Source organism: Bradyrhizobium frederickii, from assembly GCF_004570865.1.
In the GTDB taxonomy this organism is placed as follows: Bacteria; Pseudomonadota; Alphaproteobacteria; order Rhizobiales; family Xanthobacteraceae; genus Bradyrhizobium; species Bradyrhizobium frederickii.
In genome coordinates this window covers 125,579-152,441 of sequence record NZ_SPQS01000005.1, presented here as the reverse complement: position 1 = coordinate 152,441, position 26,863 = coordinate 125,579, and the positions used below count along the sequence as shown (strand labels likewise).

At 64.3% G+C, this 26,863-nt stretch carries 20 protein-coding genes and 1 pseudogene; 14 read left to right on the top strand and 7 right to left on the bottom strand.

Annotation, left to right across the window (positions count from 1 at the left end; all coding sequences use genetic code 11):
• Positions 1 to 6: 6 nt before the first annotated feature.
• Positions 7 to 933, bottom strand: coding sequence for a response regulator transcription factor (locus E4K64_RS10510; protein WP_167771931.1), 927 nt, complete (start codon positions 931 to 933; stop codon positions 7 to 9).
• A complete protein-coding gene (locus tag E4K64_RS10505; protein ID WP_135163444.1) occupies positions 917 to 4,288 on the bottom strand; it encodes a hybrid sensor histidine kinase/response regulator in 3,372 nt (1,123 codons plus the stop codon). Before E4K64_RS10505 ends, E4K64_RS10510 begins: the two co-directional genes overlap by 17 nt.
• A gap of 171 nt (positions 4,289 to 4,459) precedes the next feature.
• Between E4K64_RS10505 and urtA the strand changes: the two genes are divergently transcribed.
• The 8 genes from urtA (at position 4,460) to E4K64_RS10465 (ending at position 12,527) form a co-directional block, all read left to right on the top strand.
• Positions 4,460 to 5,719, top strand: coding sequence for an urea ABC transporter substrate-binding protein (gene urtA, locus E4K64_RS10500; RefSeq protein WP_135163443.1), 1,260 nt, complete (start codon positions 4,460 to 4,462; stop codon positions 5,717 to 5,719).
• 132 nt (positions 5,720 to 5,851) lie between these two features.
• A complete protein-coding gene (gene urtB / locus E4K64_RS10495) occupies positions 5,852 to 6,778 on the top strand; it encodes an urea ABC transporter permease subunit UrtB (protein WP_135163442.1) in 927 nt (308 codons plus the stop codon).
• A gap of 17 nt (positions 6,779 to 6,795) precedes the next feature.
• The gene (gene urtC / locus E4K64_RS10490) at positions 6,796 to 7,938 is read left to right on the top strand and encodes an urea ABC transporter permease subunit UrtC (RefSeq protein WP_164718535.1); all 1,143 of its coding nucleotides are present in this window, start codon (positions 6,796 to 6,798) and stop codon (positions 7,936 to 7,938) included.
• A 64-nt stretch (positions 7,939 to 8,002) separates the two neighbouring features.
• Entirely contained in the window at positions 8,003 to 8,758 is a 756-nt protein-coding gene (gene urtD, locus E4K64_RS10485) for an urea ABC transporter ATP-binding protein UrtD (RefSeq protein WP_126257145.1), read from the top strand.
• A gap of 246 nt (positions 8,759 to 9,004) precedes the next feature.
• Positions 9,005 to 9,694 (top strand): urea ABC transporter ATP-binding subunit UrtE, encoded by a 690-nt coding sequence (urtE, locus tag E4K64_RS10480; protein WP_126257146.1) that lies wholly within the window; start codon positions 9,005 to 9,007, stop codon positions 9,692 to 9,694.
• Between the two features lie 27 nt (positions 9,695 to 9,721).
• Positions 9,722 to 10,951 (top strand): formamidase, encoded by a 1,230-nt coding sequence (gene fmdA, locus E4K64_RS10475; protein WP_028133835.1) that lies wholly within the window; start codon positions 9,722 to 9,724, stop codon positions 10,949 to 10,951.
• Positions 10,952 to 11,064: 113 nt separating this feature from the next.
• The gene (locus tag E4K64_RS10470) at positions 11,065 to 11,442 is read left to right on the top strand and encodes an FmdB family zinc ribbon protein (protein ID WP_135163441.1); all 378 of its coding nucleotides are present in this window, start codon (positions 11,065 to 11,067) and stop codon (positions 11,440 to 11,442) included.
• Between the two features lie 44 nt (positions 11,443 to 11,486).
• Positions 11,487 to 12,527: an aliphatic amidase gene (locus E4K64_RS10465; protein WP_135163440.1), complete on the top strand. Its 1,041-nt coding sequence runs from the start codon at positions 11,487 to 11,489 to the stop codon at positions 12,525 to 12,527.
• Between the two features lies 1 nt (position 12,528).
• Here E4K64_RS10465 and E4K64_RS10460 read toward each other — a convergent pair whose 3' ends face one another.
• The 4 genes and pseudogenes from E4K64_RS10460 to E4K64_RS10445 form a co-directional block, all read right to left on the bottom strand.
• Entirely contained in the window at positions 12,529 to 13,359 is an 831-nt protein-coding gene (locus E4K64_RS10460; RefSeq protein WP_135163439.1) for an MlaD family protein, read from the bottom strand.
• Between the two features lie 150 nt (positions 13,360 to 13,509).
• Positions 13,510 to 15,726, bottom strand: a complete 2,217-nt coding sequence (locus tag E4K64_RS10455; protein ID WP_135163438.1) for an acetate--CoA ligase family protein — start codon at positions 15,724 to 15,726, stop codon at positions 13,510 to 13,512.
• 142 nt (positions 15,727 to 15,868) lie between these two features.
• Positions 15,869 to 16,429, bottom strand: a pseudogene (locus E4K64_RS10450) (class GN sortase); the annotation flags it as partial.
• Between the two features lie 180 nt (positions 16,430 to 16,609).
• A complete protein-coding gene (locus E4K64_RS10445; protein WP_135163437.1) occupies positions 16,610 to 18,871 on the bottom strand; it encodes a marine proteobacterial sortase target protein in 2,262 nt (753 codons plus the stop codon).
• 187 nt (positions 18,872 to 19,058) lie between these two features.
• Here E4K64_RS10445 and E4K64_RS10440 point away from each other — a divergent pair, with 187 nt between their 5' ends.
• Entirely contained in the window at positions 19,059 to 19,829 is a 771-nt protein-coding gene (locus tag E4K64_RS10440) for a helix-turn-helix transcriptional regulator (protein WP_135163436.1), read from the top strand.
• 53 nt (positions 19,830 to 19,882) lie between these two features.
• On the opposite strand, the gene E4K64_RS10435 is transcribed toward E4K64_RS10440, so the two are convergent.
• Positions 19,883 to 21,433 carry an acyl-CoA synthetase gene (locus E4K64_RS10435; protein WP_135163435.1) on the bottom strand — a complete coding sequence of 517 codons (1,551 nt, stop codon included), beginning with the start codon at positions 21,431 to 21,433 and terminating at the stop codon, positions 19,883 to 19,885.
• A gap of 232 nt (positions 21,434 to 21,665) precedes the next feature.
• Here E4K64_RS10435 and E4K64_RS10430 point away from each other — a divergent pair, with 232 nt between their 5' ends.
• From E4K64_RS10430 to E4K64_RS10410, 5 genes are all read left to right on the top strand, one after another.
• On the top strand, positions 21,666 to 22,802 hold the full coding sequence (locus E4K64_RS10430) for an acyl-CoA dehydrogenase family protein (RefSeq protein ID WP_167771930.1): 1,137 nt from the start codon (positions 21,666 to 21,668) through the stop codon (positions 22,800 to 22,802).
• A 124-nt stretch (positions 22,803 to 22,926) separates the two neighbouring features.
• Positions 22,927 to 24,090, top strand: a complete 1,164-nt coding sequence (locus E4K64_RS10425; RefSeq protein WP_135163433.1) for an acyl-CoA dehydrogenase family protein — start codon at positions 22,927 to 22,929, stop codon at positions 24,088 to 24,090.
• Positions 24,090 to 24,746 (top strand): glutathione S-transferase family protein, encoded by a 657-nt coding sequence (locus tag E4K64_RS10420; protein WP_135163432.1) that lies wholly within the window; start codon positions 24,090 to 24,092, stop codon positions 24,744 to 24,746. The genes E4K64_RS10425 and E4K64_RS10420 overlap by 1 nt, the downstream gene beginning before the upstream one ends.
• A 194-nt stretch (positions 24,747 to 24,940) precedes the next feature.
• Complete coding sequence (locus E4K64_RS10415; protein WP_135163431.1) at positions 24,941 to 25,741, top strand: helix-turn-helix domain-containing protein; 801 nt, start codon at positions 24,941 to 24,943, stop codon at positions 25,739 to 25,741.
• A 198-nt stretch (positions 25,742 to 25,939) separates the two neighbouring features.
• On the top strand, positions 25,940 to 26,806 hold the full coding sequence (locus E4K64_RS10410; RefSeq protein WP_135163430.1) for a beta-keto acid cleavage family enzyme: 867 nt from the start codon (positions 25,940 to 25,942) through the stop codon (positions 26,804 to 26,806).
• Positions 26,807 to 26,863: the final 57 nt, after the last annotated feature.

Below are 26,863 nucleotides of genomic sequence, written 5' to 3'. Positions count from 1 at the left end.
CCACCCCTAAGAATTCCGTCTCGTCGCATTCGCCGCAATCGCCGCCGCGGCCGTCCGGTTCTCCACGCCCAGCTTGGCATAGATCTGCTCCAGATGCTTGTCGACCGTGCGCGGGCTGAGGCCCAGGATCTGCGCGATGTCGCGGTTGGTCTTGCCCTTGCTGAGCCAGGCGAGCACCTCGCCCTCGCGGGTGGTGAGGCCGAGCTCGCTGGTGAATTCGGGAGGCAGTGCGGTGCCGGACTCCCTGGAGAGCCGCAGCAGAAACTCGTTCGGCGCCGTCTCGCCCATGTAATAGAGCCGCAGTTGCGGGTTGTCGGGTAACGAGGTCGCCTGCGACTTCGAGCTGCCCTTGGCCTTGGCCTGCTCCAGCCATTGCAGCAGCAACGGCGACAGGACGAAATCGGCGGCCTGCGCGCCCTGATGGTCGGACATCAGCTTCTGCGCCTGCGGCGTCGCCCACAGCACGTTGCCCTGGCGGTTGACCGCGAACAGGAAGCGGCCGGAGACGTCGAGCGCGGCGCGCGCGCTCTGCGTCAGCCGGGCATTGCCGAGATGGACGCGAATGCGCGCCAGCATCTCCTCGATCACGATCGGCTTGGTCACGTAGTCGACGCCGCCGGCCTCGAGCCCGCGCACGATGTGCTCGGTTTCAGCGAGGCCGGTCATGAAGATGACAGGGACATTGGCAAGGTCCGCGTCGCGCTTGAGCCGGCGGCAGGTCTCGAAGCCGTCGATGCCGGGCATCACGGCATCGAGCAGCACGATGTCGGGCGTGATCTGGTCGACGATGCGCATCGCGGCTGCGCCGTCGAGCGCCACCATCACCGTCATGCCGGCGCCGTCGAGCGCGTCGGTCAACAGCCGCAGCGTCTCCGGAGAGTCATCGACAACGAGCGCGACGTCGCGCTTCTTCGGTTCAATGCTCATGCGCATGCAATGTCTTCAATGTGTCCATGTACTGATCGAGATCGAAGCGGTCCACCAGCGACCGCATCTGTGCGACGAAGTCGGCATGCTCCGGATGCTCGCTGCCGATCTCGTCCAGCTTCAACTGGATGCCCCTGACGTAGCCGATCCGGCCGAGCCCGATCAGCGCCTCGATGTGCCGCGCCGGCGGCCTTGATCCGGTCTCGGGACGCCAGAACGGCACCGCGATCTCGTCCGAGCCGTATTGCCATTCGATCTTGAGCAGGTGGCGGATCGTCTCCAGGAGACGGGGGATGTCGATCGGCTTCATCAGATAGCCGTCGTGGAAGGGCTGCGCCAGCGGGGTGCCGTGGGCCTCCAGCGCGCTTGCCGACACCATCAGGATGCGCGCCTGGTGATGACCGCTCGCGCGCAAGGCCTCCGCGACGGCCCAGCCGTCCATGGCCGGCATCGTGATGTCGAGCAGGAACAGATCGGGCCGGCAATGCTGTGCCAGCGCGAGGCAGCCGGGCCCATCGGGGGCGCTCAGCAGGATGAAACCGAGCGGCGTCAGCACCTCGCGCAGCAGGTCGCGATGGACGGGATCGTCGTCGGTGACGAGGATGGTCTTGCGCGCGCCGTGATAGCCGGAGACCGGCGCCTCCACCGGCGCGATGCGCTGCGGATTGGTGACCTCCGAGAGCAGGATCTTGACCTTGAAGGTCGAACCGGCGCCGACCGTGCTCGTCACCTTGATATCGCCGCCCATCACCCCGGCCAGCAGGCGGCTGATGGTCAGGCCGAGCCCGGTGCCGGTCTGCGGTTGCGAGACGCCGAGCGCGCCGCGTTCAAAGGGCGCGAAGATGCGTTCGAGGTCGTCGGCGCGGATGCCTGGGCCGGTGTCGATCACTTCGAACTCGGCGACGGGGCTGCGATAGTGCACGACGAACTGCACGCTGCCGCTCTGGGTGAACTTGATGGCGTTGGACAGCAGATTGATCAGCACCTGGCGCAGCCGCTTCTCGTCGGCATAGACCACCAGCGGCAGGTATGGCGGCCGCCGGAACACGAAGTCGATGCCCTTGGCGGCGGCCTGCAAGCGGAACATGCCGACGAGCTGATCGAGGAATTCGCCGAGGCGCACCTCGTCGCGCGACAGATACAGCCGCCCTGCCTCGATCTTGGAGATGTCCAGAATGCCGTCGATCAGGCCGGAGAGGTGGTCGGCGCTGCGGCGGACGACGCGGACCTGGTCGCGCGGCTTGGTGCTCAGCGTCGCATCCTGCTCCAGCAGCTGGGCGTAGCCGCTGATCGCATTCAGCGGCGAGCGCAGCTCGTGGCTCAGGCCCACCACATAGCGGCTCTTGGCGAGGTTGGCGGATTCGGCCACTTCCTTGGCGCGCTGGAGCTCGGCGTCGGTGCGCTTGTGGGCGTCGATCTCCTGGATCAGCAGCGTCGTCTGCCGCCGCGTCTCGGCTTCGGCCGCGCGGCGGCTCTGCTGCGCCAGCACGAACAGCCAGGCCACCACGCCGATGATGATACTGAGCGAGAAGAACACCTTCCACAGCACCTCGGAGACGAGCGCGTTCTCGCCATGCACGCTCGCCGACGTTTGCAGATAGATCAGCCCGAGCACCAGCGCCACGAGGCCCGCGGAGACCACGAACACGCCGATATAGTGGCCGAGCTGCGAGTTGATCCGCGCATAGATCGGCTGCGGCATCAGCTTGCCAAGCGTCTCCGACACCTGCGCCTGGATCCGCGCGTGCGGCTTGCAGAGATCGTGGCAGCGGGCGTCCAGCGAACAGCACAGGGAGCAGATCGGCCCGGCGTAAGCGGGGCAGGAGGCCATGTCCTCCGGCTCGAACGCGTGCTCGCAGATGCAGCACTGGATCGACTCGATGTTCTGCCAGCTCCGCTTCGGCTTGCGTGCGATGTAGTACTTGCCGTCCGTCGCCCAGGCAATCAACGGTGCCGCGATAAAGGCAACCGCCAGCGCGATGAAGGCCGACAGCGCCTTCGCGGTGGGCCCGAACAGGCCGTAGAAGGCGCTGATGGAGACGATGGTCGCGATCGTCATCGCGCCCACGCCGACCGGATTGACGTCGTAGAGATGCGCGCGCTTGAATTCGATCTGCGGCGGCCGCAATCCAAGCGGCTTGTTGACGATGAGATCGGCGACCAGCGCGCCGACCCAGGCGATCGCGACGTTCGAATACAAAGCCAGCGTCTGCTCCAGGGCCTTGTAGACCCCGATCTCCATCAACAGCAGCGCCACGATGACGTTGAAGACCAGCCAGACGACGCGGCCGGGATGGCTGTGGGTCAGACGCGAGAAGAAGTTCGACCAGGCGATCGAGCCGGCATAGGCGTTGGTGACGTTGATCTTCACCTGCGACAGGATCACGAACGTTCCGGTCAAGGCCAGCGCAAGATCGGGCTGCGACAGCACGTAGCGGAACGCTTCGAGATACATGTGCGCCGGCTCGGCGGCCTCCTCGGGCGGCACCCCGTGGCTGAGCGCGAAGAAGGCGAGGAACGAACCCGCCAGCAGCTTCAGCGCGCCCAGCACGATCCAGCCGGGACCTGCGCTCATCAGCGCGATCCACCAGGAGGCCCTGGACGCGCGGCGGTCGCGCGGCAGGAAGCGCAGGAAGTCGACCTGCTCGCCGATCTGCGCCACCAGCGAAAACACGACCGAGGCCGCGACGCCGAACAGAAGGAGATCGAAATGTCCGCTGAGATCGCCGTGCTCGCCCGAAAACTTGCGCCATTCCGTGAAGGAGTGCGGGTTGTGCCAGGCGATCGCCGCGAACGGGATGATGTGCAGCACGATCCACAGCGGCTGCGTCCACAATTGGAAGCGGCTGATCAGCGTGATGCCGTAAGCCACCAGCGGGATGATGACGACGGCGCTGATGAGATAGCCGACCGGCCGCGGAATCCCGAAGCACATTTCGAGCGCGGACGCGAGGATCACCGCTTCAATCGCGAAGAAGATGAAGGTGAAGGACGCGTAGATCAGCGAGGTGACGGTCGAGCCGATGTAACCGAAGCCGGCGCCGCGCGTCAGCAGGTCGATGTCGATGCCGCATTTGGCGGCATAATAGGCGATCGGAACGCCGCAGCAGAAGATGATGAGGGAAACCACGAGAATGGCGGCGGTGGCGTTGGTGACGCCGTAGTTCAGGGTAATGGTGCCGCCGATCGCCTCCATCGCCAGAAACGAGATCGCGCCCAGCGCAGTGTTGGCGACCCGGGCGGCGGACCAGCGGCGTGCGCTCTTGGCCGTGAAGCGCAGCGCGTAGTCTTCCAGCGTCTGGTTGGCGACCCATTGGTTGTACTGGCGCCTGACGCGGTCTATTCGCTGCCGCCCTGCCACGCTCTACCCCACTCCCGATACGGACCCGGAGCCCTCGCAAATTCCGTACCAAAAGCCTACGTCGGCATTTTGCGGTGCAGTATACGCGATCTTGCGTATGCTTCCGCCGCCCAGATCCGCGCCATCCTCACGGCACCAATCGCGTGTTCTCGAACAAAAAGTGGGGTGCTCATGTCGGACGAAGGAAACAAGGGCCTGTTGTCGCCGTTTCGGCGCAAATTATTGATGGGAATGGCCGCCGTGCCGGCCATGACGATGCTGCCGCGGGGGGCATTTGCCCAGGCCCCGGCGACCTCTGCGGTCAACACCACGGGTCTTGCGGTCACCGACACCGAAGTGACGGTCGGCATCCTGCACTCGGCGACCGGCACCATGGCGATCTCCGAGACCGGCTCGATCCAGGCCGAAAAGCTCGCCATCGAGCAGATCAACGCGGCGGGCGGCGTGCTCGGGCGCAAGATCAAGTTCATCCAGGAGGACGGCGCATCGGACTGGCCGACCTTCGCCGAGAAGGCGAAGAAGCTCCTCGTCAACGACAAGGTTGCGGCGATCATGGGCTGCTGGACCTCGGCCTCCCGCAAGGCGGTGCTGCCGGTCGTCGAGCAGTATAACGGCATGCTCTACTACCCGACCTTCTACGAAGGCCTCGAGCAATCCAAGAACGTCATCTACACCGGCCAGGAAGCGACGCAGCAGATTCTCGCCGGTCTCAACTGGATCGCCAAGGAGAAGGGCGCCAAGTCGTTCTTCTTCATCGGCTCGGACTACATCTGGCCGCGTACCTCGAACAAGATCGCGCGCAAGCACGTCGAAAACGTGCTCAAGGGCAAGGTCGTCGGCGAGGAATATTATGCGCTGGGCTCGACGCAGTTCAACTCGGTCATCAACAAGATCAAGCTGACCAAGCCGGACGTGATCTTCACCGACGTCGTCGGCGGCTCGAACGTCGCGTTCTACAAGCAGCTCAAGGCGGCCGGCATCGATCTCTCCAAGCAGGCGCTGCTGACGATCTCGGTGACCGAAGATGAAATCGACGGCATCGGCGGCGAGAACATTGCGGGCGCCTATGCCTGTATGAAGTACTTCCAGTCGCTCGACAACGCGAACAACAAGGCTTTCGCCTCGGCCTTCAAGAAGATGTGGGGCGAGAAGACTGTCATCGGAGACGTCACCCAGGCTGCCTATCTCGGCCCGTGGCTGTGGAAGCTGACGGTCGAGAAGGCCGGCTCCTTCGATGTCGACAAGATCGCTACGGCTTCTACGGGTGTCGAGTTCAAGGGCGCCCCGGAAGGCTATGTGCGCATCCACGAGAACCATCACCTCTGGTCGAAGACCCGGGTGGGGCGCGCCAAGCTCGATGGCCAGTTCGAGCTGATCTACGAGACCGCCGATCTCGTCGAGCCGGATCCGTTCCCGAAGGGTTATCAGTAAGCGGCGACATCCGTCGCGCTTTCTCCCACAGACCAAGCCGCTCCCTGGCGTGGATCGCAAGTCCATGCCCAAGACCCCGCGTCGCGACACTGCATCGCGACGCGGGACCCTTATCCCCGACGGAGGACATCGATGTTCGGCGACTACTCGCTTGGTGATCTCGGCTCCATCTTCGTCATGCAGGGCTTTGCCGGGCTGATCTTGTTCTCGGTCTACGTCCTGATGGCGCTCGGGCTTGCCATCATCTTCGGCCAGATGGGCGTCATCAACATGGCCCATGGCGAGTTCATGATTCTCGGGGCCTACGTCACCTGGATGACCTCCAATCTCTTCCAGGCCTATTTGCCGGGTCTGTTCGCCGGCTACTTCTTCCTCGCGATGATCCTCGCCTTTGTCGCATCCGGCGCGCTGGGCATGCTGGTGGAATGGGCGCTGATACGGCACCTCTACAAGCGTCCGCTGGATACGCTGCTCGCCACCTGGGGCCTCAGCCTGATGCTGCAGCAGGCCTATCGCTCCGTGTTCGGCGCACGCGAGGTCGGCGTCGAGCTGCCGCAATGGATGCTCGGCTCGCTGCGCGTCACCGACAGCATTGAGGTGCCGATCAACGGCGTCTTCGTGATGTGTCTCACCGTGCTGATCACCATCGCAGTCGCCTACGTTCTCTACATGTCGCGCTGGGGCCGCCAGGTTCGCGCCGTCGTGCAGAATCGCATCATGGCCGGCGCGGTCGGCATCAACACCGAGAAGGTTGACCGCTACACCTTCGGACTCGGCTGCGGCATCGCGGGCGTCGCCGGCAGCGCCTTCACCATGATCGGCTCGACCGGGCCGACGTCGGGGCAGCTTTACATCGTCGATACGTTCCTGGTCGTCGTGTTCGGCGGCGCCGCCAGCCTGCTCGGCACCATCGCCTCCGCCTTCTCGATCTCGCAGACGCAATCGACGCTCGAATTCTTCATGTCGGGCTCGATGGCCAAGGTGCTCACGCTGCTCGCGGTCGTCGGCATCCTGATGCTGCGGCCCCAGGGCCTCTTCGCCCTCAAAGTCCGCAAATAACGAGAAGCAGGCAAGTCATGATCATCAACTCACGCTTCTTCAACCGATCCGAACTGATGGGCTTCATTGCGCTTGCCGCCGTGCTGTTCGTGATCCTGCCGCTGACGCTGGATGTATTCCGCCTCAATCTGGTCGCGAAATACCTGACCTACGCCTTTGTCGCACTCGGCCTCGTGCTGTGCTGGGGCTATGGCGGCATCCTGAGCCTGGGGCAGGGCGTCTTCTTCGGCCTCGGCGGCTATTGCATGGCGATGTTCCTCAAGCTCGAGGCCTCCAGCGTCGAGAACACCAAGATCCAGTCGACGCCCGGCATTCCTGATTTCATGGACTGGAATCAGATCACGTCACTGCCGCTGTTCTGGCAGCCGTTCCACAGCCTCACCTTCACCATCCTCGCCATCATCCTGGTCCCCGGCCTGTTCGCCCTGATCATAGGCACCGCGATGTTCAAGCGCCGCGTCGGCGGCACCTATTTCGCGATCATCACCCAGGCCGTGGCCGCCATCCTCACCATCCTGATCGTCGGGCAGCAGGGCTATACCGGCGGTATCAACGGCATGACCGATCTGCGCACGCTCAAGGGCTGGGATATCCGGCCCGACCACGCCAAGATCATCCTGTACTTCGTCGAAGTGGTGCTGCTGTTCGCCTGCATCGGCATCGCGCAGTTCATCCGCCTGACCAAGCTCGGCCGCATCCTGGTGGCGATGCGCGAGCAGGAGGACCGCGTTCGCTTCTCCGGCTACAGCGTCGCCAATTTCAAGATCTTTGCCTTCTGCATGGCCGCGGTCTTCGCCGCGATCGGCGGCGCCATGTTCGCGCTCAATGTCGGTTTCATGTCGCCGTCCTTCGTCGGCATCGTGCCCTCGATCGAGATGGTGATCTACACCGCAGTCGGCGGGCGGATGTCGATCTTCGGCGCGATTTGGGGCGCCATCCTGGTGAATTTCGCCAAGACCAGCCTGTCCGAATCCTTCCCGCAACTCTGGCTGTTCGGCCTCGGCGCGCTGTTCATCGCGGTCGTGCTCGCCTTCCCCAATGGTCTGTCCGGACTCTGGGCCGACTACGTACAGCCGCGCATCGATCGGCTGTTCGCCTCGCGCAAGGCGAAGCCGGGCTGGAACGACAATTCGGTCGCCGACGGCGCGCCGGCAGAGTGAGAAGGCCATCATGCTCATCGGTCATCACGATGCCGATGCCGCGCCGGCAGTGAGGAGATAGATCATGCTCATCGGTCATCAACCCAAGGACTTCCTGCTCGCGGTCTCCGGCCTGACCGTCTCGTTCGACGGGTTCAAGGCGGTCAACGATCTCTCCTTCTACGTCGAGGAGAACGAGATTCGCGTCATCATCGGTCCCAACGGTGCCGGCAAGACCACGGTGCTCGACCTGATCTGCGGCAAGACCAAGGCGACCTCGGGCTCGATTCAGTTTCGTGGCAAGGAGCTCACGAAGATGAAGGAGAACGAGATCGTGCAGACCGGCGTCGGGCGCAAGTTCCAGACGCCGTCGGTGTTCGAGGATCTCACCGTGTTCGAGAACCTCGAGATCTCGTTCCCGCGCGGCCGCAGCGTGTTCGGCTCGCTGACCTTTCAGCGCGACCAGCTGGTGAAGGACAGGGTCGAGGAGATCGCGGAGATGATCTTCCTCAAGGACAAGCTCAATACCTATGCCGACGAGCTCAGCCACGGCCAGAAGCAATGGCTCGAGATCGGCATGCTGCTGATCCAGGACCCCGACCTCCTGATGCTCGATGAGCCCGTCGCCGGGATGAGCGTGTCCGAGCGCGCCAAGACCGCCGAATTGCTCAACCGCATCATCAAGAACCGCTCGGTGCTGGTGATCGAGCACGACATGAAGTTCGTCGAGGACATCGCGCACAAGGTCACCGTGCTGCACCAGGGCCAGATCCTCTCCGAGGGCACCATGGAGAAGGTGAAGAACGATCCCAAGGTCGTCGAAGTCTATCTGGGGCACTGAGCGATGACGAAGGTGAGTGAAACAGTTGCGGCTCGGGCGGTGCACCTCTCCCCTTGTGGGAGAGGTCGGATCGCATCGCCAGATGCGATCCGGGTGAGGGGTATCTCTCCGCGCGTCAAACTGCCTCGTGCATCCGCGGATGCAGACCCCTCATCCGTCGCGGACTGCGTCCGCGCCACCTTCTCCCACAAGGGGAGAAGGAAGGCGTTCGTGCCTCACCATTCACTCTGAACCAGGAATACGCTGATGCTGGCAATTTCCGATCTCCACGTTGCCTATGGCCAGAGCGAGGTGCTGCACGGGCTCAACGTCAAGGTCGCGCCCAACGAGATCGTGGCGATCATGGGTCGCAACGGCATGGGCAAGACCACGCTGATGAAGTCGCTGATGGGCATCCTGCCCGCGAGACGCGGCTCGGTGACCATGGACGGCGCCGAGCTCGGCAGCCTCAAGAGCTACGAGCGCGTCGCCAAGGGCCTCGCTTACGTGCCGCAGGGCCGCATGATCTTCTCGACCATGACGGTGAAGGAGAACATCGAGACCGGGCTCGTCGTCTCCGGTGGCTCCGAGGTGCCGGGCGACATCTACGAATTGTTCCCCGTGCTGCTGGAAATGAAGGGTCGTCGCGGCGGCAACTTGTCCGGCGGCCAGCAGCAGCAGCTCGCGATCGCGCGCGCGCTCGCAACCAAGCCGAAGGTTCTGCTGCTGGACGAGCCGACCGAAGGCATCCAGCCGTCGATCATCAAGGAGATGGCGCGCACCCTGAAGCGCATCCGCGACGAAAAGGGGCTCTCCATCGTCGTGTCCGAGCAGGTCCTGAGCTTTGCGCTCGATATCGCCGACCGCGTTCTGGTGATCGAGAACGGCGAGATCGTACGTGACGATCCGCGCGATGCCGTCGATGCCGCGCAGGTCTCGAAATATCTGTCCGTCTAACCAACTGTGTAAAAGGGGAGCATCTCGATGCCAGAGACACTGATCAAGGTCGATCTCACCAAATCGGCCTATGAAAATGACATGGTGCACAACCGCTGGCACCCCGACATCCCGATCGTGGCCTGGGTCAATCCCGGCGACGATTTCATCATCGAGACCTACGACTGGACGGGCGGCTTCATCAAGAACAACGATTCCGCCGACGACGTGCGCGACATCGATCTGTCGATCGTGCACTTCCTCTCCGGCCCGATCGGGGTCAAGGGCGCCGAACCCGGCGACCTGCTCGTCGTCGATCTGCTCGACGTCGGTCCGCTCAAGGAGAGCCTGTGGGGCTTCAACGGCTTCTTCTCCAAGCAGAACGGCGGCGGCTTCCTCACCGACCATTTCCCGCTGGCGCAGAAGTCGATCTGGGACATCAAGGGCCTCTACACCTCGTCGCGCCACGTGCCCGGCGTGAACTTCGCAGGTCTCATCCATCCCGGCCTGATCGGCTGTCTGCCCGATCCCAAGATGCTGGACACCTGGAACAAGCGCGAGGCCGAGCTGATCTCGACCAACCCGACCCGTGTGCCTGGCCTTGCCAACCCGCCGTTCGCGCCGACCGCCCATGGCGGCCGCGCCAAGGGCGACGTCAAGGCCAAGATCGGCGCCGAAGGAGCACGCACCGTGCCGCCGCGCGAGCATGGCGGCAATTGCGACATCAAGGATCTCTCGCGTGGCTCGAAGATCTACTTCCCGGTCTATGTGCCGGGCGCCGGTCTTTCGATGGGCGACCTGCACTTCAGCCAGGGCGACGGCGAGATCACCTTCTGCGGCGCCATCGAAATGGCCGGCTGGCTGCACCTGAAGGTGGAAGTGATCAAGGACGGCATGTCGAAGTACGGCATCAAGAACCCGATCTTCAAGCCGTCGCCGATCACGCCGAACTACAAGGACTATCTGATCTTCGAAGGCATCTCGGTCGACGAGGCCGGCAAGCAGCACTATCTCGATGTTCACATCGCCTATCGTCAGGCCTGCCTCAACGCGATCGAGTATCTGAAGAAGTTCGGCTACTCAGGCGCTCAGGCCTATTCGATCCTCGGCACCGCGCCGTGTCAGGGACATATCTCCGGCGTGGTCGACGTACCCAATGCCTGCGCCACGCTGTGGCTGCCGACGGAGATCTTCGACTTCGACGTGATGCCGTCGGCGGCCGGACCCATCAAGCACATCACCGGCGATATCCAGATGCCGATCTCGCCGGACAAGTGACGCTTGCGCTCCCTCTCCCCGTTCTTACGGGGAGAGGGTTGGGGTGAGGGGCTGTCTCCGCATGCGCGGTGGCAGCGAGTTGTGAACAGGCCAGCGCGTTGGGGATGATGTAAATGCCGGTCTACGAATATCTCTGTGACGACTGCGGTCCCTTCAAGGACCTGCGCCTGATGGCGGAATGCGACGATCCGCAAAGCTGTCCGCACTGCGAGACCATGGCGCCGCGGGTGATTCTGACCGCCCCGAATTTCTTCTGCATGCCGGCCGACAAGCGCAAGGCGCATGCGGTCAACGAGCGCAGCTCGCACGCACCGCAGACGCTGGCGCAATACAAGGCCTCGCACGGCCCCGGCTGCGGCTGCTGCTCGTCGGGCAAGACGGCGAAGGACAAGGGCTCGCCGGACAAGAAGAAGCCGGCGCGGCTGATGACCAAGTCCGGAAGCGGCGCCAAGGGTTTTCCGACGGCGCGGCCCTGGATGATCAGCCACTAACGCTACACGCCAGCATCAAACAGATAGGTACAGGAGCGCTCAACATGCTTCACGGTGACATCTCCAGCAGCAACGACACGGTCGGCGTCGCGGTCGTCAATTACAAGATGCCCCGCCTGCACACCAAGGCCGAGGTGCTCGAGAACGCCCGCAAGATCGCCGACATGATCGTCGGCATGAAGGTCGGCCTGCCCGGCATGGACCTCGTGATCTTCCCGGAATATTCCACGCAAGGCATCATGTACGACTCCAAGGAGATGTACGAGACAGCCTCGGTGGTGCCGGGCGAGGAAACCGCGATCTTCGCCGAGGCCTGCCGCAAGGCGAAGGTGTGGGGCGTGTTCTCGCTGACCGGTGAGCGCCACGAGGAGCATCCGCACAAGGCGCCCTACAACACCCTGATCCTGATGAACGACAAGGGCGAGATCGTGCAGAAGTACCGCAAGATCATGCCATGGGTGCCGATCGAGGGCTGGTACCCGGGCAACTGCACCTACGTGTCAGAGGGGCCGAAAGGGCTCAAGGTCAGCCTGATCATCTGCGACGACGGCAATTATCCGGAGATCTGGCGCGACTGCGCCATGAAGGGCGCCGAGCTGATCGTGCGTTGCCAGGGCTACATGTACCCGGCCAAGGAGCAGCAGGTCATGATCTCCAAGGCGATGGCATGGGCCAACAACGTCTATGTCGCGGTCGCCAATGCCGCCGGCTTCGACGGCGTCTATTCCTATTTCGGCCATTCCGCGATCATCGGCTTCGACGGCCGCACGCTCGGCGAATGCGGCGAGGAGGATTACGGCATCCAATATGCGCAGCTCTCGAAACACCTGATCCGCGATGCGCGCCGCAACGGCCAGTCGCAGAACCATCTCTACAAGCTGGTCCACCGCGGTTACACCGGCATGATCAATTCCGGCGACAGCCCGCGCGGCGTCGCGGCGTGCCCGTATGATTTCTACAAGAACTGGATCAGGGATCCCGAAGGAACGCGCGACATGGTCGAGGCGATGACCCGCGCGACGCCGGGGACCGAGGAGTGTCCGATCGACGGCATCCCAAATGAGGCGGCGGCGTCCAATTACTAGATCAGCGCTTCTGCTGTGCAGGCTTGCGCGGCGGGCGCGGGGCGGCGGCGGGCGTGGGTATCCCGCTCATCTTGTTGGCGGCTTCGCTGACATCGAGCAGTGAGCGACGGATGTCCTCGAGATAGCCCGCCGACTTCTTCTTCATGGTGTCGGCAAGCTCGTGCAGTCCCTTGATCTTCTCGAACAGCTCGTCGGCCTTGCCGTCGACGAAGCCGGGCACCACGCCCTCGATCTTCGTGACCGCCTTGTCGAAGCCCGCGAAGGCGCTGTCGACCTTGGCCATCACGGAATCGATCTCGGTGCCCTTGCTCCGGAGACCGGCCGTGTAATTTTCGAACGTGCTCAGGCCCTCCTTGATTGCGGGGGCATTGCTGACGATCGCGCGGTCGACACTGTGCAGGGTTTCGACGATGGTTTCGGCGTCGCTGAGATCGGCGGTCAGGACGGGGACGCCGTCCGAGTCCAGCGGCACCGGTGGCGCGGAGGGAGCGCCCCCGATCAGTGAGATCGCGGCGACGCCGGTGAGGCCCTGGAACTCGATGCCCGCCACAGTGTCCTTGCGGATCGGCGCGGTATTGTCGAGCATCACCAGCGCCACAATCCGGCGCGGACTCTCCAGCTTGATCGAGCGGATCTGGCCGGCCGGCACACCGTCGAAATTGACCGGGCCGCCGCGGCGCAGGCCGCTGGCGGAGCCGCCCTCGAACACCACGCGCAACTGGCTGCGGCTCTGGATGGTGCGCCATTTCTGCACGCCGAGCAGGCCGCCGAACGCCACGGCGATCGCCGCCAGCGTCGCCGTTCCGATCACCAGATTGCTCGCACGTGCCATGAGGCTGAGTCTAAGGCCAAAGCAGGGAAGTTGGAAGAAGGCCGCAATGTAAGGAGGGCGGGTTAGCGAAGCGTAACCCGCCGCCTTCTTCGCCTGTCTTATGGAGTGGCGGATTGCGCTGCGCTAATCCGCCCTACGGGCTACGGCGTCTCAATGTCCCGCCGCCCCTTTTGCCGCAGCATTGTTCAGCACGATCAGGGCATCGACGGCCACGCCGGTCCTGGTGTTGATCAGGAACGGGTTGACGTCGATCGAGGCGATCCGGTCGCCGGCATCCGCGATCAAATTGGACAGGCCGACCAGCGCCTTCACCGCGGAGGCTTCGTGCAGGGCCGGCTTGCCGCGATAGCCGCGCATCTTGATGCCGGCCTTGGTACGGCCGATCAGGAGCCGCGCCTCGGCCTCGTCCAGCGGCGCGCCGGCGAGCGCGACGTCTTTCATCAGCTCGATGTCGATGCCACCGGTGCCGAACAGCACGACAGGCCCCATCTCGGCATCGAGCGAGGCGCCGACCACGAGCTCGAGCTCGGCCTTGACCTGCTGCGCGATCAGAACGCCGTCGAGCCTCGGCTTGCCCTTCAACCTACTCACCCGGGCCGTGATATCGGCGAACGCCTTCTTCACCTCGGCCGCGCTGTTCAGGTTCAGCACAACGCCGCCGATGTCGGACTTGTGCAGGATCTCCGCGCTGACGACCTTGGCCACGACCGGAAAGCCGATCTGCTTGGCGATCTCTACGGCTTCCGTCGCGGTCTGTGCGATCGCCTCCTTCGAGATCGGAATGCCATACGCCTTCAGAAGCTTCTTCGAGGCGACCTCGTCGAGCGCGGCGCCGCTTGCAGATTTCAGCGCCTTCTCCAGCACGGCGCGCGCGGCGGGCTTCGAGCTCGAGACGATGTCGGGCACCTCCTTGCGCAGCCTGGCGTAGGCGAGCAGCGACTTGATCGCAGTCACCGCCCGGTCCATGCCCTGCATGACCGCGAGATGCGGCAGCGACTTGCGCAAGGACTTGGTAAATTCGGTGAAGCCGATCGACATCGCGCTGATGTAGATCACCGGCTTGCCGCCCTTGCCCGCCATCTCGTCGACGATGCGCAGATTGCGCTCGCGCAGCTCGTGCGGCGCCTTCGGCAGCTCGGCATCGACGATGACGATGTCGATATCGGGATCGTCGATCATCAGCTTGATCGACTTCATATAGACGGACGGATCGACGACCGCGGCAAAGCCGGCGTCGAGCGGATTGCCGACGATCGAGCCCGGTCCGAGCATCTTCGCCAGCTCCGAGCTGACATGCGGGCTCAGCGGCGCAAACTTCAGGCCCTCTGCGTCAAAGGCGTCGATCAGCATGCCGCGCTTGCCGCCCGACAGCGTGACGGCGGCGAGCCGGTCGCCTTTGGGCACGGCCGCGTGGACGAAGCATTCGGTGGTCTCGATCAGCTCGTCGAGCCCACCGACCCGGATCACGCCTTCGCGCGTTGCAACGGCATCGAACGTCTCGATCGAGCCCGCAAGCGCGCCGGTGTGTGCCATCGCCGCAGCGCGGCCGCCTTCGGAGGCGCCGAGCTTGAGCGCGATCACGGGCTTGCTGGCGGCGCGCGCCGCCTTGCAGGCGTCGCGGAACGCCCTGGTGTTGCGTACGCCTTCGAGATAGACGACGATCACCTTGACGCTCGGATCCTCGGCGAAATAGCGCATCAGGTCCGGCGTCTCGAGCCCGGTCTCATTGCCTGTTGTCACCATGTAGCCGACGCCGACGCCGCGATCCTCCAGCGCTTGACGGATTGCCATGACGATGGCACCGGACTGTCCGGCGATCGCCACCGCGCCCTGCTCCATGGTCACGACACGGTCATCGATGTTGGTGAAGAGCTTTTCGCCGGCACTCAGATTGCCGAGGCAGTTCGGCCCCGTGACCGCAAGTCCTGTCTCGCGCACGGCCGCCTGCAATTCGGCGGCGAGCTTTTGGCTTTCCTCGTCCTGCAGCTCGCTGAAGCCGGAGGTGACGATAGTGGCCGAGCGCGCGCCGGCCGCCGCGGCGTCGCGGATCACCTGTACGGCAGAACGCGCCGGCACCAGCACCAGAACGTGATCGGGCTTCTCCGGGAGGCTCGCAAAATCCTTGTAGCAGGGAACGCCCCAGATAGTGTCGCGCTTGGCGTTGACCGGATAGAGGCCGCCCTCGTAACCGTACTTGATCAGATTGTTCCAGATGCGTTCGGCATAATTGCCAGGCTTGTCGGTCGCGCCCACCAGCACGATGTTGCGCGGATGCAGCATCGCGTGGATGCCCTTGACGATGTCGCTGGCATCGGACGGTGGAGACCATGGATGGAACGCGGATGCAGCAGACACCTGGGCTTCCATGCCGTGACCTCACCTGTTGTTCTTCTTGGTCGAGTGCCACTCCGTTCTATGGCGAGTCCTTCGGACTGGCAACCACGGGGGTATGCCGTGTGGTGGAATGAGCGACACTGGCGCGTGTCGCTGGCGCAGTAGGCGACTTGTCGGTTCCGATCAATGTTGCATGCAGGATGTAGCGCTCGGGGCCCGAGGTGACCGCGTCGAATGGCCAGCAGGTCGCGAGAACAAGCTCGAAACCTTGTGTCGTGGCGTCGATTCCCGATGCATCGAAACGGACCACGGCCGAGGAATCTGCGCGATAGCGGAAATGTCGACCGTCGCGACGTGTGACATCGATGATGTCCCCAATGACGACATTGCGCAGGAAGCGGAAATGAGTGTCGCGATGGGCGGCATAGACGGCAGTCCCGCGTTCACCCGCATCGGCTGTTTGGTGGATATGGCCGGGGCCAAACGCCAGCGCCTGTCCGCTCGCGCCTTCCAGCACGATGGCGCTGGCACCGATCCGCTTGACCTCGATCCGCGCCACCGGCCAGGTGTCGGCCCACGACCATGGCTTCACCGCCTGTCCCGTCGCGATGCTTCGGTCGAACGCCCGCTCCAGCAGCATTTGGGCGAGCCGTGCCTTGGCGTGGATGTAGGCGCCGTCGCCGAACAGGAAGAGGCCGATCAGGGCCAGAACCAGAGGAGATATGAGGCGAGGCATCGTGCTTCTCCTTCCGTCATTGCGAGCGAAGCGAAGCAATCCAGACTGTCTCCGGAGCGGAAGCCTGGATTGCTTCGTCGCTCGCTCCTCGCAATGACGTCCCCAAAAAAGGCGCGCGCGGCCGTTGGTTACGGGACAGGCAGCCGCGCGCGCTAACAGAGGAGTCGGGGAGCTCCTCTCTCAAGCGGCGTTGGTGAGCAAGGGCCGACGCCGGTTGAACGCGAACAGGACCAGGGCAAGCACGATCAGGATCAGGCCTGCGATCATCTTCAGTTCGGCCGAGGTCGCCGTCTTGGGCAGACGGATCGCATCGGGCGCTGCGGGTGTCGGGCGCCGCATGGCCGGTGAGGTGCCCGCATCGGCATGGCGCTCGCGCAGCTGCGCCGGGATCTGCGGCCGTTCGCCGAACACCTTCTCGAAATCCCAGCCGGCCGGCAGGTTGATCGGCAATTCGCTGAGCTTGAGCGGCGCGCCTTCGGGGCGGCTCGGCGTCTTGTCGACGGCGACCAGGCTGGTCAGGCGCGTGACGATCTGATGGTCGAGCGCCAGCGCCAGGATCGCCTTGTCCGCCTCCTCGTGTGCGAGCTCCCGCATGGCGCGCGCCACTTCGGCGTCACCGATCTTGCGCTTGGCCCAGAGTTTCGACAGGCCCTTGCCCTCGGCGGCATGTTGCAGCGGCAGGGTCACCGACCATGGGCGGTCGCCGACGCGCCCCCTGATCTCGAGCGCGCCCGCGAGCTTGTCGAGCTTTGCCGCCAGCACCAGCGGCTCGTCGCGATAGACGTCGGGGATAATCGCCGGGGTGACGTCGGCGTTGGCCTCGGAGAACTTCGCGGCGAGACCAGTCACGGCCGGGTTTTCGAGCTTGGCGAACAGGCTGCGCATGCGTTCCTCCACCTGCTCGACGGAGCCGATATGGGTAAAGGCCCCGCGGCCGAGCTCGGCGGCGCGGGTCATCAGATAGGTGTTGGGTGCCGACCCGATGCCGACCATGAAGACACGCGAACGGCCGCGCATCGCCGTGATCGTTTCGAACAATTGCTGCTCGTTGCCGATTGCGCCGTCGGTCAGGAAGACGACCTGGCGAACCATGCCGGTGTCGCCGAGCTTGTCGGCCAGCGCTGCGCGCATCGCCGGCACCATCTCGGTGCCGCCGCGCGCCTGCAAAGCGCTCACGAACGAGGTTGCCTCGCCGACATGCGCGGCATCGGCCGGCACGGAAGCGGGAAACAGCACGTCCATGGTGTCGTCGAAGCGAATGACGTTGAACCGGTCGGTCGGCTGAAGCCGGGAGAGCGCGTAAGCGAGGCTCGCCTTGGCCTGGACCATCGACGTGCCGCCCATCGACCCCGAATTGTCGATCACGAACACGACCTCGCGTGGCATCGGCTTTTCTGTCGCCTGCTCGGCGCCGGGCGGAGTGACGAAGGCGAGCAGATAATCGGCATCGCCGACACGTTCGCGGAACAGGCCGACCGACGGCGCCTTGTCGGTGAGTGGCTTCCAGGTCAGCTCGAAGTCGCGGTCGGCGGGGACAGCGCCGTCGGCGAGCGTGACGATTCGTGTCGTGCTGTCCGGGCTCTCGATCTTGACATTATGGTGGTGGCTCTTGACCTCGCCAAGCGCGAAGCCGGCCTTCAGGCGCACCGTGATGCTGGTCGGATTGACCGGTGCAGTCTTGGCGGGATCCAGCACGGGCGGCGAGATGCGGTCACGATCCGTTACCGGGTCCGATGTCGTCGCACCCCAGCCCGATCCGTCCTTGCGGAAATCGACACTCTGGACGATCGGCGCCGGATTGTAGCGCGGTCCGATCACCAGCGGCAGGCGGAGCGAATATTCCTTGCCGGATTGATGCACAGGCTCCTGGTATTCGATCTGCACCAGCACGGTTTCGCCAGGGCCGATATTGGCAACCGAATTGGTGAAGATGTTCGGCCGTTCCTGCTCGGTGAGCGCGGCCCTCTGACCGGCGCGGCGCGCCTCTTCGTAGATCAATCGTGCCTGCTGCCGCTCCTTGATGTCTCCAACGATGATGCGGTCGCCGACCACCATCTTCAGCGTATCGACGGCACCGCCGGTCGCGAGCGGGTAGACATAGGTCGCCTCGACCCAATCCTGGGTCGGGTTGCGGAAGACCTGAGTGACCCGGGTGCGCAGGGTCGGGCCGGAAACCGTGATGTCGACGTCGATGCCGAGGCGGATCGCTTCCGTGATGGCGCCGTCGCCCTTCAGGAGCAGGCTTCCGGATCTGGCATCGCCGGGCTGGAGCAGGCTGGCCTGCTCGGTCGTTGCCGACCAACTCGTCCCGAAGCTGACGAGCAGGGCCACGAAGGCCATCAGCATCACCGCGATGCCCTGCGCGAGAAGAAGCAATCCGAGCTTGATCAGCCGGTTCAACATGGGGTGCTCGTCGTCGTCGGCTGTGTCGTAGGTGTCCATTTGGCCTGCTCCCGAAAGGGCGTTTGCTGGCTCCGAGCATTCGCCGGGAGCGGTCGCTTTCGCGAGCAGAATGATCGGCAATGTTCCGCCACGGCCGGCCGGGTGCGCCGTGGCCGGGGTGGTCATGTGCGGTTTTGTGCTGGTTTGTCCGGCCTGCTAGAATGACTGTGCTGGAGCAGGGCCAACGATGCAGATGCAGGACAAGGTTTCCGACAAGCAGCTTTCGGACGAGCAGAGCCGCGAGATCGCCGAGACCATTCGCGAGGAGCTCGCCAGACGCCGGATTTCCCGGCAGGCGCTGGCCGAGCAGGCCAAGCTCAGCCTCTCGACGCTGGAGAAGGTGCTCGGCGGACGACGCCCGTTCACGCTGGCGACGACGGTCCGGCTGGAGCAGGCACTGGGCGTCTCCTTACGCAAGAGCCCCGTCGTGCCGGCGCCTCAGGCCGGCAACGATGTCGCTCCCGACAGCCTCGGCTCCTATGCGCATCGCGCCGTGACCTGGCTCGAAGACGTCTACATCACGTTGCGGCCGTCCTTTGGCGACAAGGACGCGATTTTCGCCTACCGCACCGAGATCATCTGGGAGCCGAAAGTCTCTTCTCTGGTTTTCCGCGAGGGCGATCGAACCGATGCCGCCTACGAGCATACCGGCGAAGTCGCCGTTCCCCATCAATCGGGCTTCATCTACCTCGTCATCGTCAAGCACGGCCAGCATCGCGTGATCACGGTGTCGCGGCCGACGGTCGCCGGCGAGATGTACGGCATCATCTCGACGCTCCGTGCAGGCCCTGGTTCGCAGCTCACGCCGATCGCGGCCCCGATCGCCTACGTGCCGCTCAGGAACGTCCCGCAGCCATCCTTGGGGCGGGTTGCGCCCGACGATGCCAACCACGCCCTGTATCGAAAACATCTGCGCCGCACGGTGGAAGAGCCTTTTGCGCTGTTCCTGACGCAATAATCCGCAATCGACGGGCCGGTCCGCCGGAAAAGCGCCCGCGAAGGGCGCTGTGGTCAGGAGTTGGCGACTTTCCTGTCGATCTCTGAGGCCACCGAGAATTCCTTGCGCAAGGTCGGCTTGTGGATCTTGCCGGTGGCGTTGCGCGGCAGCGCGTCGACGAAGCGGATCTGGCGCGGGCACTTGAAGCGCGCCAGATTGGCCGCGCAATGCGCCAAGACGTCGGCCTCAGTGAGCTTCTGGCCGGGCTTGACCGCGACGATGGCAAGGCCGACCTCGCCCCATTGCGGATCCGGGATGCCGATCACGGCAGCTTCGGCGATGGCGCTGAGCTGATGCAGGACGTTCTCGACCTCGGCCGGATAGACGTTCTCGCCGCCGGAAATGTACATGTCCTTCCAGCGGTCGACGATGTAGTAGAAGCCTTCCTCGTCGACGCGCGTCGCGTCGCCCGTGTGCAGCCAGCCGTCGGTGAAGGAGGTCTTGTTCGCCTCCGGCCTGTTCCAATAGCCCGGTGTGATGTTCGGTCCCTTCACCCAGAGCTCGCCAAGTTCGCCGACATCGGCATCGCTGCCGTCGGGTCGCACGATGCGCACCTCCGTATGCAGCACCGGCTTGCCGGCGGAGCCGGCCTTGCGCGCGGCATCCTCGCGATCGAGCACCAAGACGGCCGGCGATGTCTCGGTCATGCCGTAGCCCTGCTGCAGCGCGACGCCGCGCGCCTCCCACACTTTCAGCAGCGGCACCGGCATCGGCGCGCCGCCGACACCGCCGACGATCAGCCGGCTGAGGTCGGTCGTCGCGAAGGCGGGGTGTTGCGCCATGAACTGGTAGATCGCCGGCACGCCGAAGAACACGTTGATGCCCTGCGCGGGGTCGTTGATCAGGCCGAGCGCCGTGCCGGGATCGAAGGCGCGCATGATCATCACGGTGCCGCCGGCATGCAGCACGGGATTGGTGTAGCAATTGAGCCCGCCGGTGTGGAACAACGGCAGCACGGTGAGGAGGACCGAGGCCGGCCCGATGCAGGCGGGGCCGCCGAGATTGACGCAGTTCCAGAAGGTCATGCCGTGGGTAATGGTCGCGCCCTTCGGATGGCCCGTCGTGCCCGATGTGTACATGATGGTCGAGACGTCATCGAGCGTGACCTCTTCAGTGCGGTCGAGCGGTGTTGCGGCGGCGATGCCGGCCTCGTAGGTCGCGCCCGGGCCGAGCAGCAGGCTGGTCGCGACACCGCAGAGCTTCGCCACGGCAAGCGCCGTCTCGGCGAGATCGGCGTCGTGGATCATCACCTTCGGCGCGCAATCGCCGGTGATGAACTGAAGCTCGGGAACGGTGAGGCGGGTGTTCAGCGGCACGAAGATCGCACCCAGGCGACCGCAGGCGAACTGCACCTCCAGCGTATCGGTCGTGTTCAGCGCCAGCACCGCGACGCGGTCGCCGCGCGAGACGTTCAGCGTGTGGCGCAGGAACGAGGCGAGGCGCGAGACACGGGCATCGAGCTGCGAATAGGTGAAGCGGCGTTCGCTCGCGAGGTCGATCACCGCGACCTTGTTCGGTGTGCGGCGGCCATGATGGACGATCCAGTCGTAGTAACGAACGGCCAAAAATACCTCCCCTGCGCACCATGCCCGGCATGGCCCTGGGGCCAGCCGGAGTCTGTGCAGCAACGTTTTTTTGCGCCAGAGTTGGCCTGCGAGCGGGGAAAATCGTCTTGCGTTGAGTTGCTAGGCCGCAGGCTACGGTGGAGAGGCTCCTTACGGTCAGCCACTCTGCGCAAGTGAATGGCAAATGTTCCAGCCATGGTGGACCAGCGAATCCGCCAACAGGGCGAGACCAATGAAGAGCCCGTTCTATACCGCCGAGCACGACGCGTTTCGCGACGTGATGCGCCGCTTCGTCGAGAAGGAGATCGCGCCCTTCGCCCATGAGTGGGACGAGGCCGGCGAATTTCCCCGCGCGCTCTATCGCAAGGCGGCCGAGATCGGCCTGTTGGGCCTGGGATTCCCCGAGGAATATGGCGGCATCGCCGCCGATCAGTTCATGAAGATCGTCGCGAGCCAGGAGCTGGCGCGGGCCGGCGCCGGTGGCGTCAGTGCCAGCCTGATGAGCCACACCATCGGCTCGCCGCCGATCGCGCGCGCGGCGCGGCCTGAGGTGAAGGCGCGCGTGCTGCCGCAGGTGCTGTCGGGCGAGAAGATCTCCGCGCTCGCGATCACCGAGCCGAGCGGTGGCTCCGACGTCGCGGGCCTCCGCACCAGGGCACGGCGCGACGGCGATCACTACGTCGTGAGCGGCGAGAAGACCTTCATCACCTCAGGCATGCGCGCCGATTATCTGACCGTTGCCGTGCGTACCGGCGGCGAAGGCGCCGGCGGCGTCAGCCTGCTCCTGATCGAAGGCGATACGCCCGGCCTGTTGCGCACCAAGCTCAAGAAGATGGGGTGGTGGGCCTCCGATACCGCGACGCTGCATTTCGACGAATGCCGCGTGCCGGCCGAAAATCTGATCGGCGAGGAGGGCCAGGGCTTCAAGATCATCATGCAGAATTTCAACAGCGAGCGCATGGGCATGGCGGCAGGCTGCACCGCCTTCGCCCGGGTCTGTCTCGACGAGGCCATCGCCTATGCCAAGGAGCGCAAGACCTTTGGCAAGCCGCTCGCCCAGCATCAGGTGATCAGGCACAAGATCGTCGACATGGCGCAGAAGGTGGCAGCCTCGCAGGCAATGCTGGAGATGCTGGCCTGGCGGCTCGAGCAGGGCGAGAGCCCGGTTGCGGAAATCTGCATGATGAAGAACCAGGCGACGCAGACCATGGCTTACTGTGCCTCCGAAGCCGTACAGATATTCGGTGGCGCCGGCTTCATGCGCGGCATCAAGGCCGAGCGCATCTACCGCGAGGTCAAGGTCAATGCCATCGGCGGCGGCACCGAGGAGATCATGAAGGATCTGGCGTCACGGCAGATGGGGCTGTGACGGACGCCGTCATTCCGGGGCGACGCGGAAGCGTCGAGCCCGGAATCCATCGGGCCGCACGCACTGTAGAGAAATGGATTCCGGGTTCGCGCTTCGCGCGCCCCGGAATGACGAAGAGGATAAAATGCTATTCACCGCCGACCACGACGACATTCGCCGCTCCTTGCAAAAATTCATCGCGGGCGAGATCAATCCTCATGTCGATGAATGGGAGAAGGCCGACATCTTCCCGGCGCACGAGCTGTTCAAGAAGATGGGCAGCCTCGGCTTCCTCGGCCTGAACAAGCCGGTCGAATTCGGCGGCTCCGGCCTCGACTATTCCTATGCGCTGATGATGGCGGAGGAGTTGGGGGCCATCACCTGCGGCGGCGTGCCGATGGCGATCGGGGTGCAGACCGACATGGCGACGCCGGCGCTGGCGCGCTTCGGTTCGGACGAGGTGCGCCGCGAGTTTCTGGCGCCCTCGATCTCGGGCGATTTCGTCGCCTGCATCGGCGTCTCCGAACCCGGCGCAGGCTCCGACGTCGCGTCGATCAAGACGCAGGCGCGCTCCGACGGCGAGGATTACGTCATCAATGGCGGCAAGATGTGGATCACCAACGGCACGCAGGCCGACTGGATCTGCCTGCTCGCCAACACCGGCGACGGGCCCGTTCACCGCAACAAGTCGCTGATCTGCGTGCCCATGAAGAGCAAGGGCGTCACGGTCGCCCGCAAGCTCGACAAGTTGGGCATGCGTTCCTCCGACACCGCGCAGATCTTCTTCGACAATGTCCGCGTCCCCAAGCGCAACCGGATCGGCGAGGAGGGCAAGGGCTTCACCTACCAGATGATCCAGTTCCAGGAGGAGCGGCTCTGGGGCGCGGCGGCTTGCCTGAAGGCGCATGAATACATCATCGACCAGACCATCGAATACACGCGCAACCGCAAGGCCTTCGGGCAGAGCATCCTCGACAATCAGGTCGTGCACTTCAAGCTCGCGGAGATGCAGACCGAGGTCGAGCTGCTGCGCGCGCTGATCTATCGTGCCGGCGAGCAGCTGGTCGCCGGCGAGGACGTGACGCGGCTCGCGACGATGGCCAAGCTGAAGGCCGGCCGGCTCGGCCGCGAGCTCACCGACGCCTGCTTGCAATATTGGGGCGGGATGGGCTTTACCAACGAGACGCCGGTCAGCCGCGCCTATCGCGACAGCCGCCTGACCTCGATCGGCGGCGGTGCCGACGAGGTCATGCTGATGGTCCTGTGCAAGATGATGGGCACGCTGCCGGGGAGCAAAGGAAACGCCTGATGATCACGCTCTATCATTGCGACGCCGCGCGCTCATTCCGTCCGCTCTGGATGCTGGAAGAGATGGGGCTGCCCTATGAGCTGAAGATGCTGCCGTTCCCGCCGCGCGTCTTCGCCAAGGAATATCTCGCGCTTAATCCGCTGGGCACGATTCCCTTCATGATCGACGGCGAGACCAGGATGACCGAGTCCTCCGGCATCTGCCACTATCTCGGCATCAAATACGGCCCGACGCCGCTGATGGTCGGGCCGGATGATCCCGCTTATGGCGCATTCCTGAACTGGATGTATTTCAGCGATGCCACGTTAACCTTTCCGCAGACGCTGGTGCTGCGATACACCCAGCTCGAGCCGGAGGAGCGTCGCAATCCGCAGGTCGCCGGCGACTATGCGAAATGGTTCTTGGGCCGACTGCGCGCCGTTGAGGCAGCCACAGCCAATGCCGAAACCTTGTGCGCCGGCCGCTTCACCGCCGCTGACATCGTCATCGGCTACGCGCTTCGCCTGGCGAGCAACATCGGGCTCGCCAAGGATTTTGGGCCAAATGTCGCAGCCTATTGGGCGCGCCTGCAGCAGCGCGAAGGTTTCAAGCGTGCCGTGGCTGCGGAACAGAAGGCTGGCGTCGAGCAGAATGTTGCAGCGAGAGTGAGGACGTAAGGGAGGCTGTCATTTCCTGAGGCGATGAGCAGCATCGAGCCCGGAATCTCGAGGTTCCGGGCTCGGTTCTGCGGATCGCCCCGGAACGACGATGCATGTTTCATGACAGCGCTATCCTCTCGTGACAGCGGCCAAATTTCCGCTAAGGTGACCTCCGTCCGCAGCGGCCAGAGAGCCGCGCGAGGAGGAACCCAATGGAAGATAAAGGTCGCGAATCCGACCATCTGATGCTGATCACGCCGGAGCGGGTGTTCTATGCCGGCCTGCTCGGGCGCCCTCGCAAGCGGACCCCCGGCTGCTGCCATGTCTATGTCGCGGTGAAGGGCAGCCTGCATCTCACGATCGACGATACCTTTGTCAGCGGCGAGCTGTTCGTCACGCTGCCGAACCAGCGCCATTCCATCGCCAGCGACTATCGCACCGTCATCAGCGTGACGCTGGAGCCGGAAAGCATGCCGGACGGCGTGATCGAGTCCCTGGCCGAGCGGCTGCGCGGGCCGGACAAAGCCGCCTATGCCCGCAAGATCCTGGCCGCTTATGCGCTCCTGCGCCAGCGCCGCTATGGCGACATCACCACCGCCGAGTTCGACGAGATGTGCTTTGGCGAGGCGCTGCCGCGCCGCGTGCTCGATCCGCGCATCACGCGGGCCGTTGCCCGCATCGAGCGTTTCTCCGGCGAGCCGGTGACGGCGGATACTTGCGCCGCCGAAGCCGGACTGTCCGCCTCGCGCTTCCTGCACCTGTTCAAGGAAGAGACCGGCATCTCCTTCCGCTCCTTCCGTGCCTGGAAGCGCGCGCGGCATTTGCTGCACTTCGCCAACCAGGATCTCAACCTCGCCCATCTCGCGCAGGACATCGGCTATCCCGACTCCACCCATTTCAGCCACTCGATCCGCCGCTTCTACGGATTGAAGCCGCGCGCGATCTTCGTCGGCTCGCGCGACCTTGCGATCTATCGCAGCACCGAGACGGTCCGGCTGGCGGAGGCGGGCTAGCACCGCTCTTGTAGGGTGGGCAAAGCGAAGCGTGCCCACGACTTTCGTGAGGTGTGGAGAGATGGTGGGCACGGCGCAAGAGCGCCTTTGCCCACCCTACGAAAGCCCGCCTCTCCCAGCTTCTCCGCGCAAGAAGCTGCATGCCACCCATCACATGATCGCAAACGTTGAATTCTCAACGTGCGAGATATTGTTGGCATGAGCGACAAGGCCGTCATCACCTGCGCGCTGAACGGCGTGCTCACCGACCCCAAGCAGCACAACGTGCCTGTGACGCCCGAGCAGATGGCGCGGGAGGCCAGGGCTGCGTTCGAGGCCGGCGCGTCCGTCATGCACATCCATCTGCGCCAGCAGGCGCCGGGCAAGGGACACCTGCCGTCCTGGGAGGTGAGCGTCAGCAAGGAGATTCAGCAGGCTATCCGCGAAGCCTGCCCCGGCGTCATCATCAATCATACCTCGGGCGTGTCAGGGCCGAACTACTCCGGCGCGCTCGACTGCATCCGCGAGACCAAACCGGAGATCGCCGCCTGCAATGCAGGCTCGCTGAATTATCTGAAGGTGAAGGCCGACAACACCTGGGCCTGGCCGCCGATGATGTTCGACAACGCGGTCGAGAAGGTGAAGGACTATCTCGACGTCATGAACGCGGTCGGCACCATCCCCGAGTTCGAATGCTTCGACGTCGGCATCGTCCGCTGCGTCGGCATGTACCACCAGGTCGGCATGTACAGGGGACCGCTCGAATATAATTTCGTGATGGGCGTTGCCTCCGGCATGCCTGCCGATCCCGAGCTGCTGCCGATCCTGATCAAGCTGAAGCGCCCCGAGGCGCATTTCCAGGTCACCGCGATCGGCCGCGAGGAGATCTGGCCGCTGCACCAGCGCTGCGCCGAGCTCGGCGGGCACTTGCGCACGGGGCTTGAGGATACGTTCTATCTCGCCGACGGCAAGAAGGTGACATCAAACGGCCAGTTGATCGAGGCGATCGCCGCCTGTGCAAGGCGTGCGGGCCGCGAGATCGCGAGCCCGGCCGAGGCGCGGAAGATCTTTGGGACGAATCGCTAGCCACACTCTGTCATTCCGGGATGGCCCGAAGGGCCAGGCCCGGAATCCATAACCACG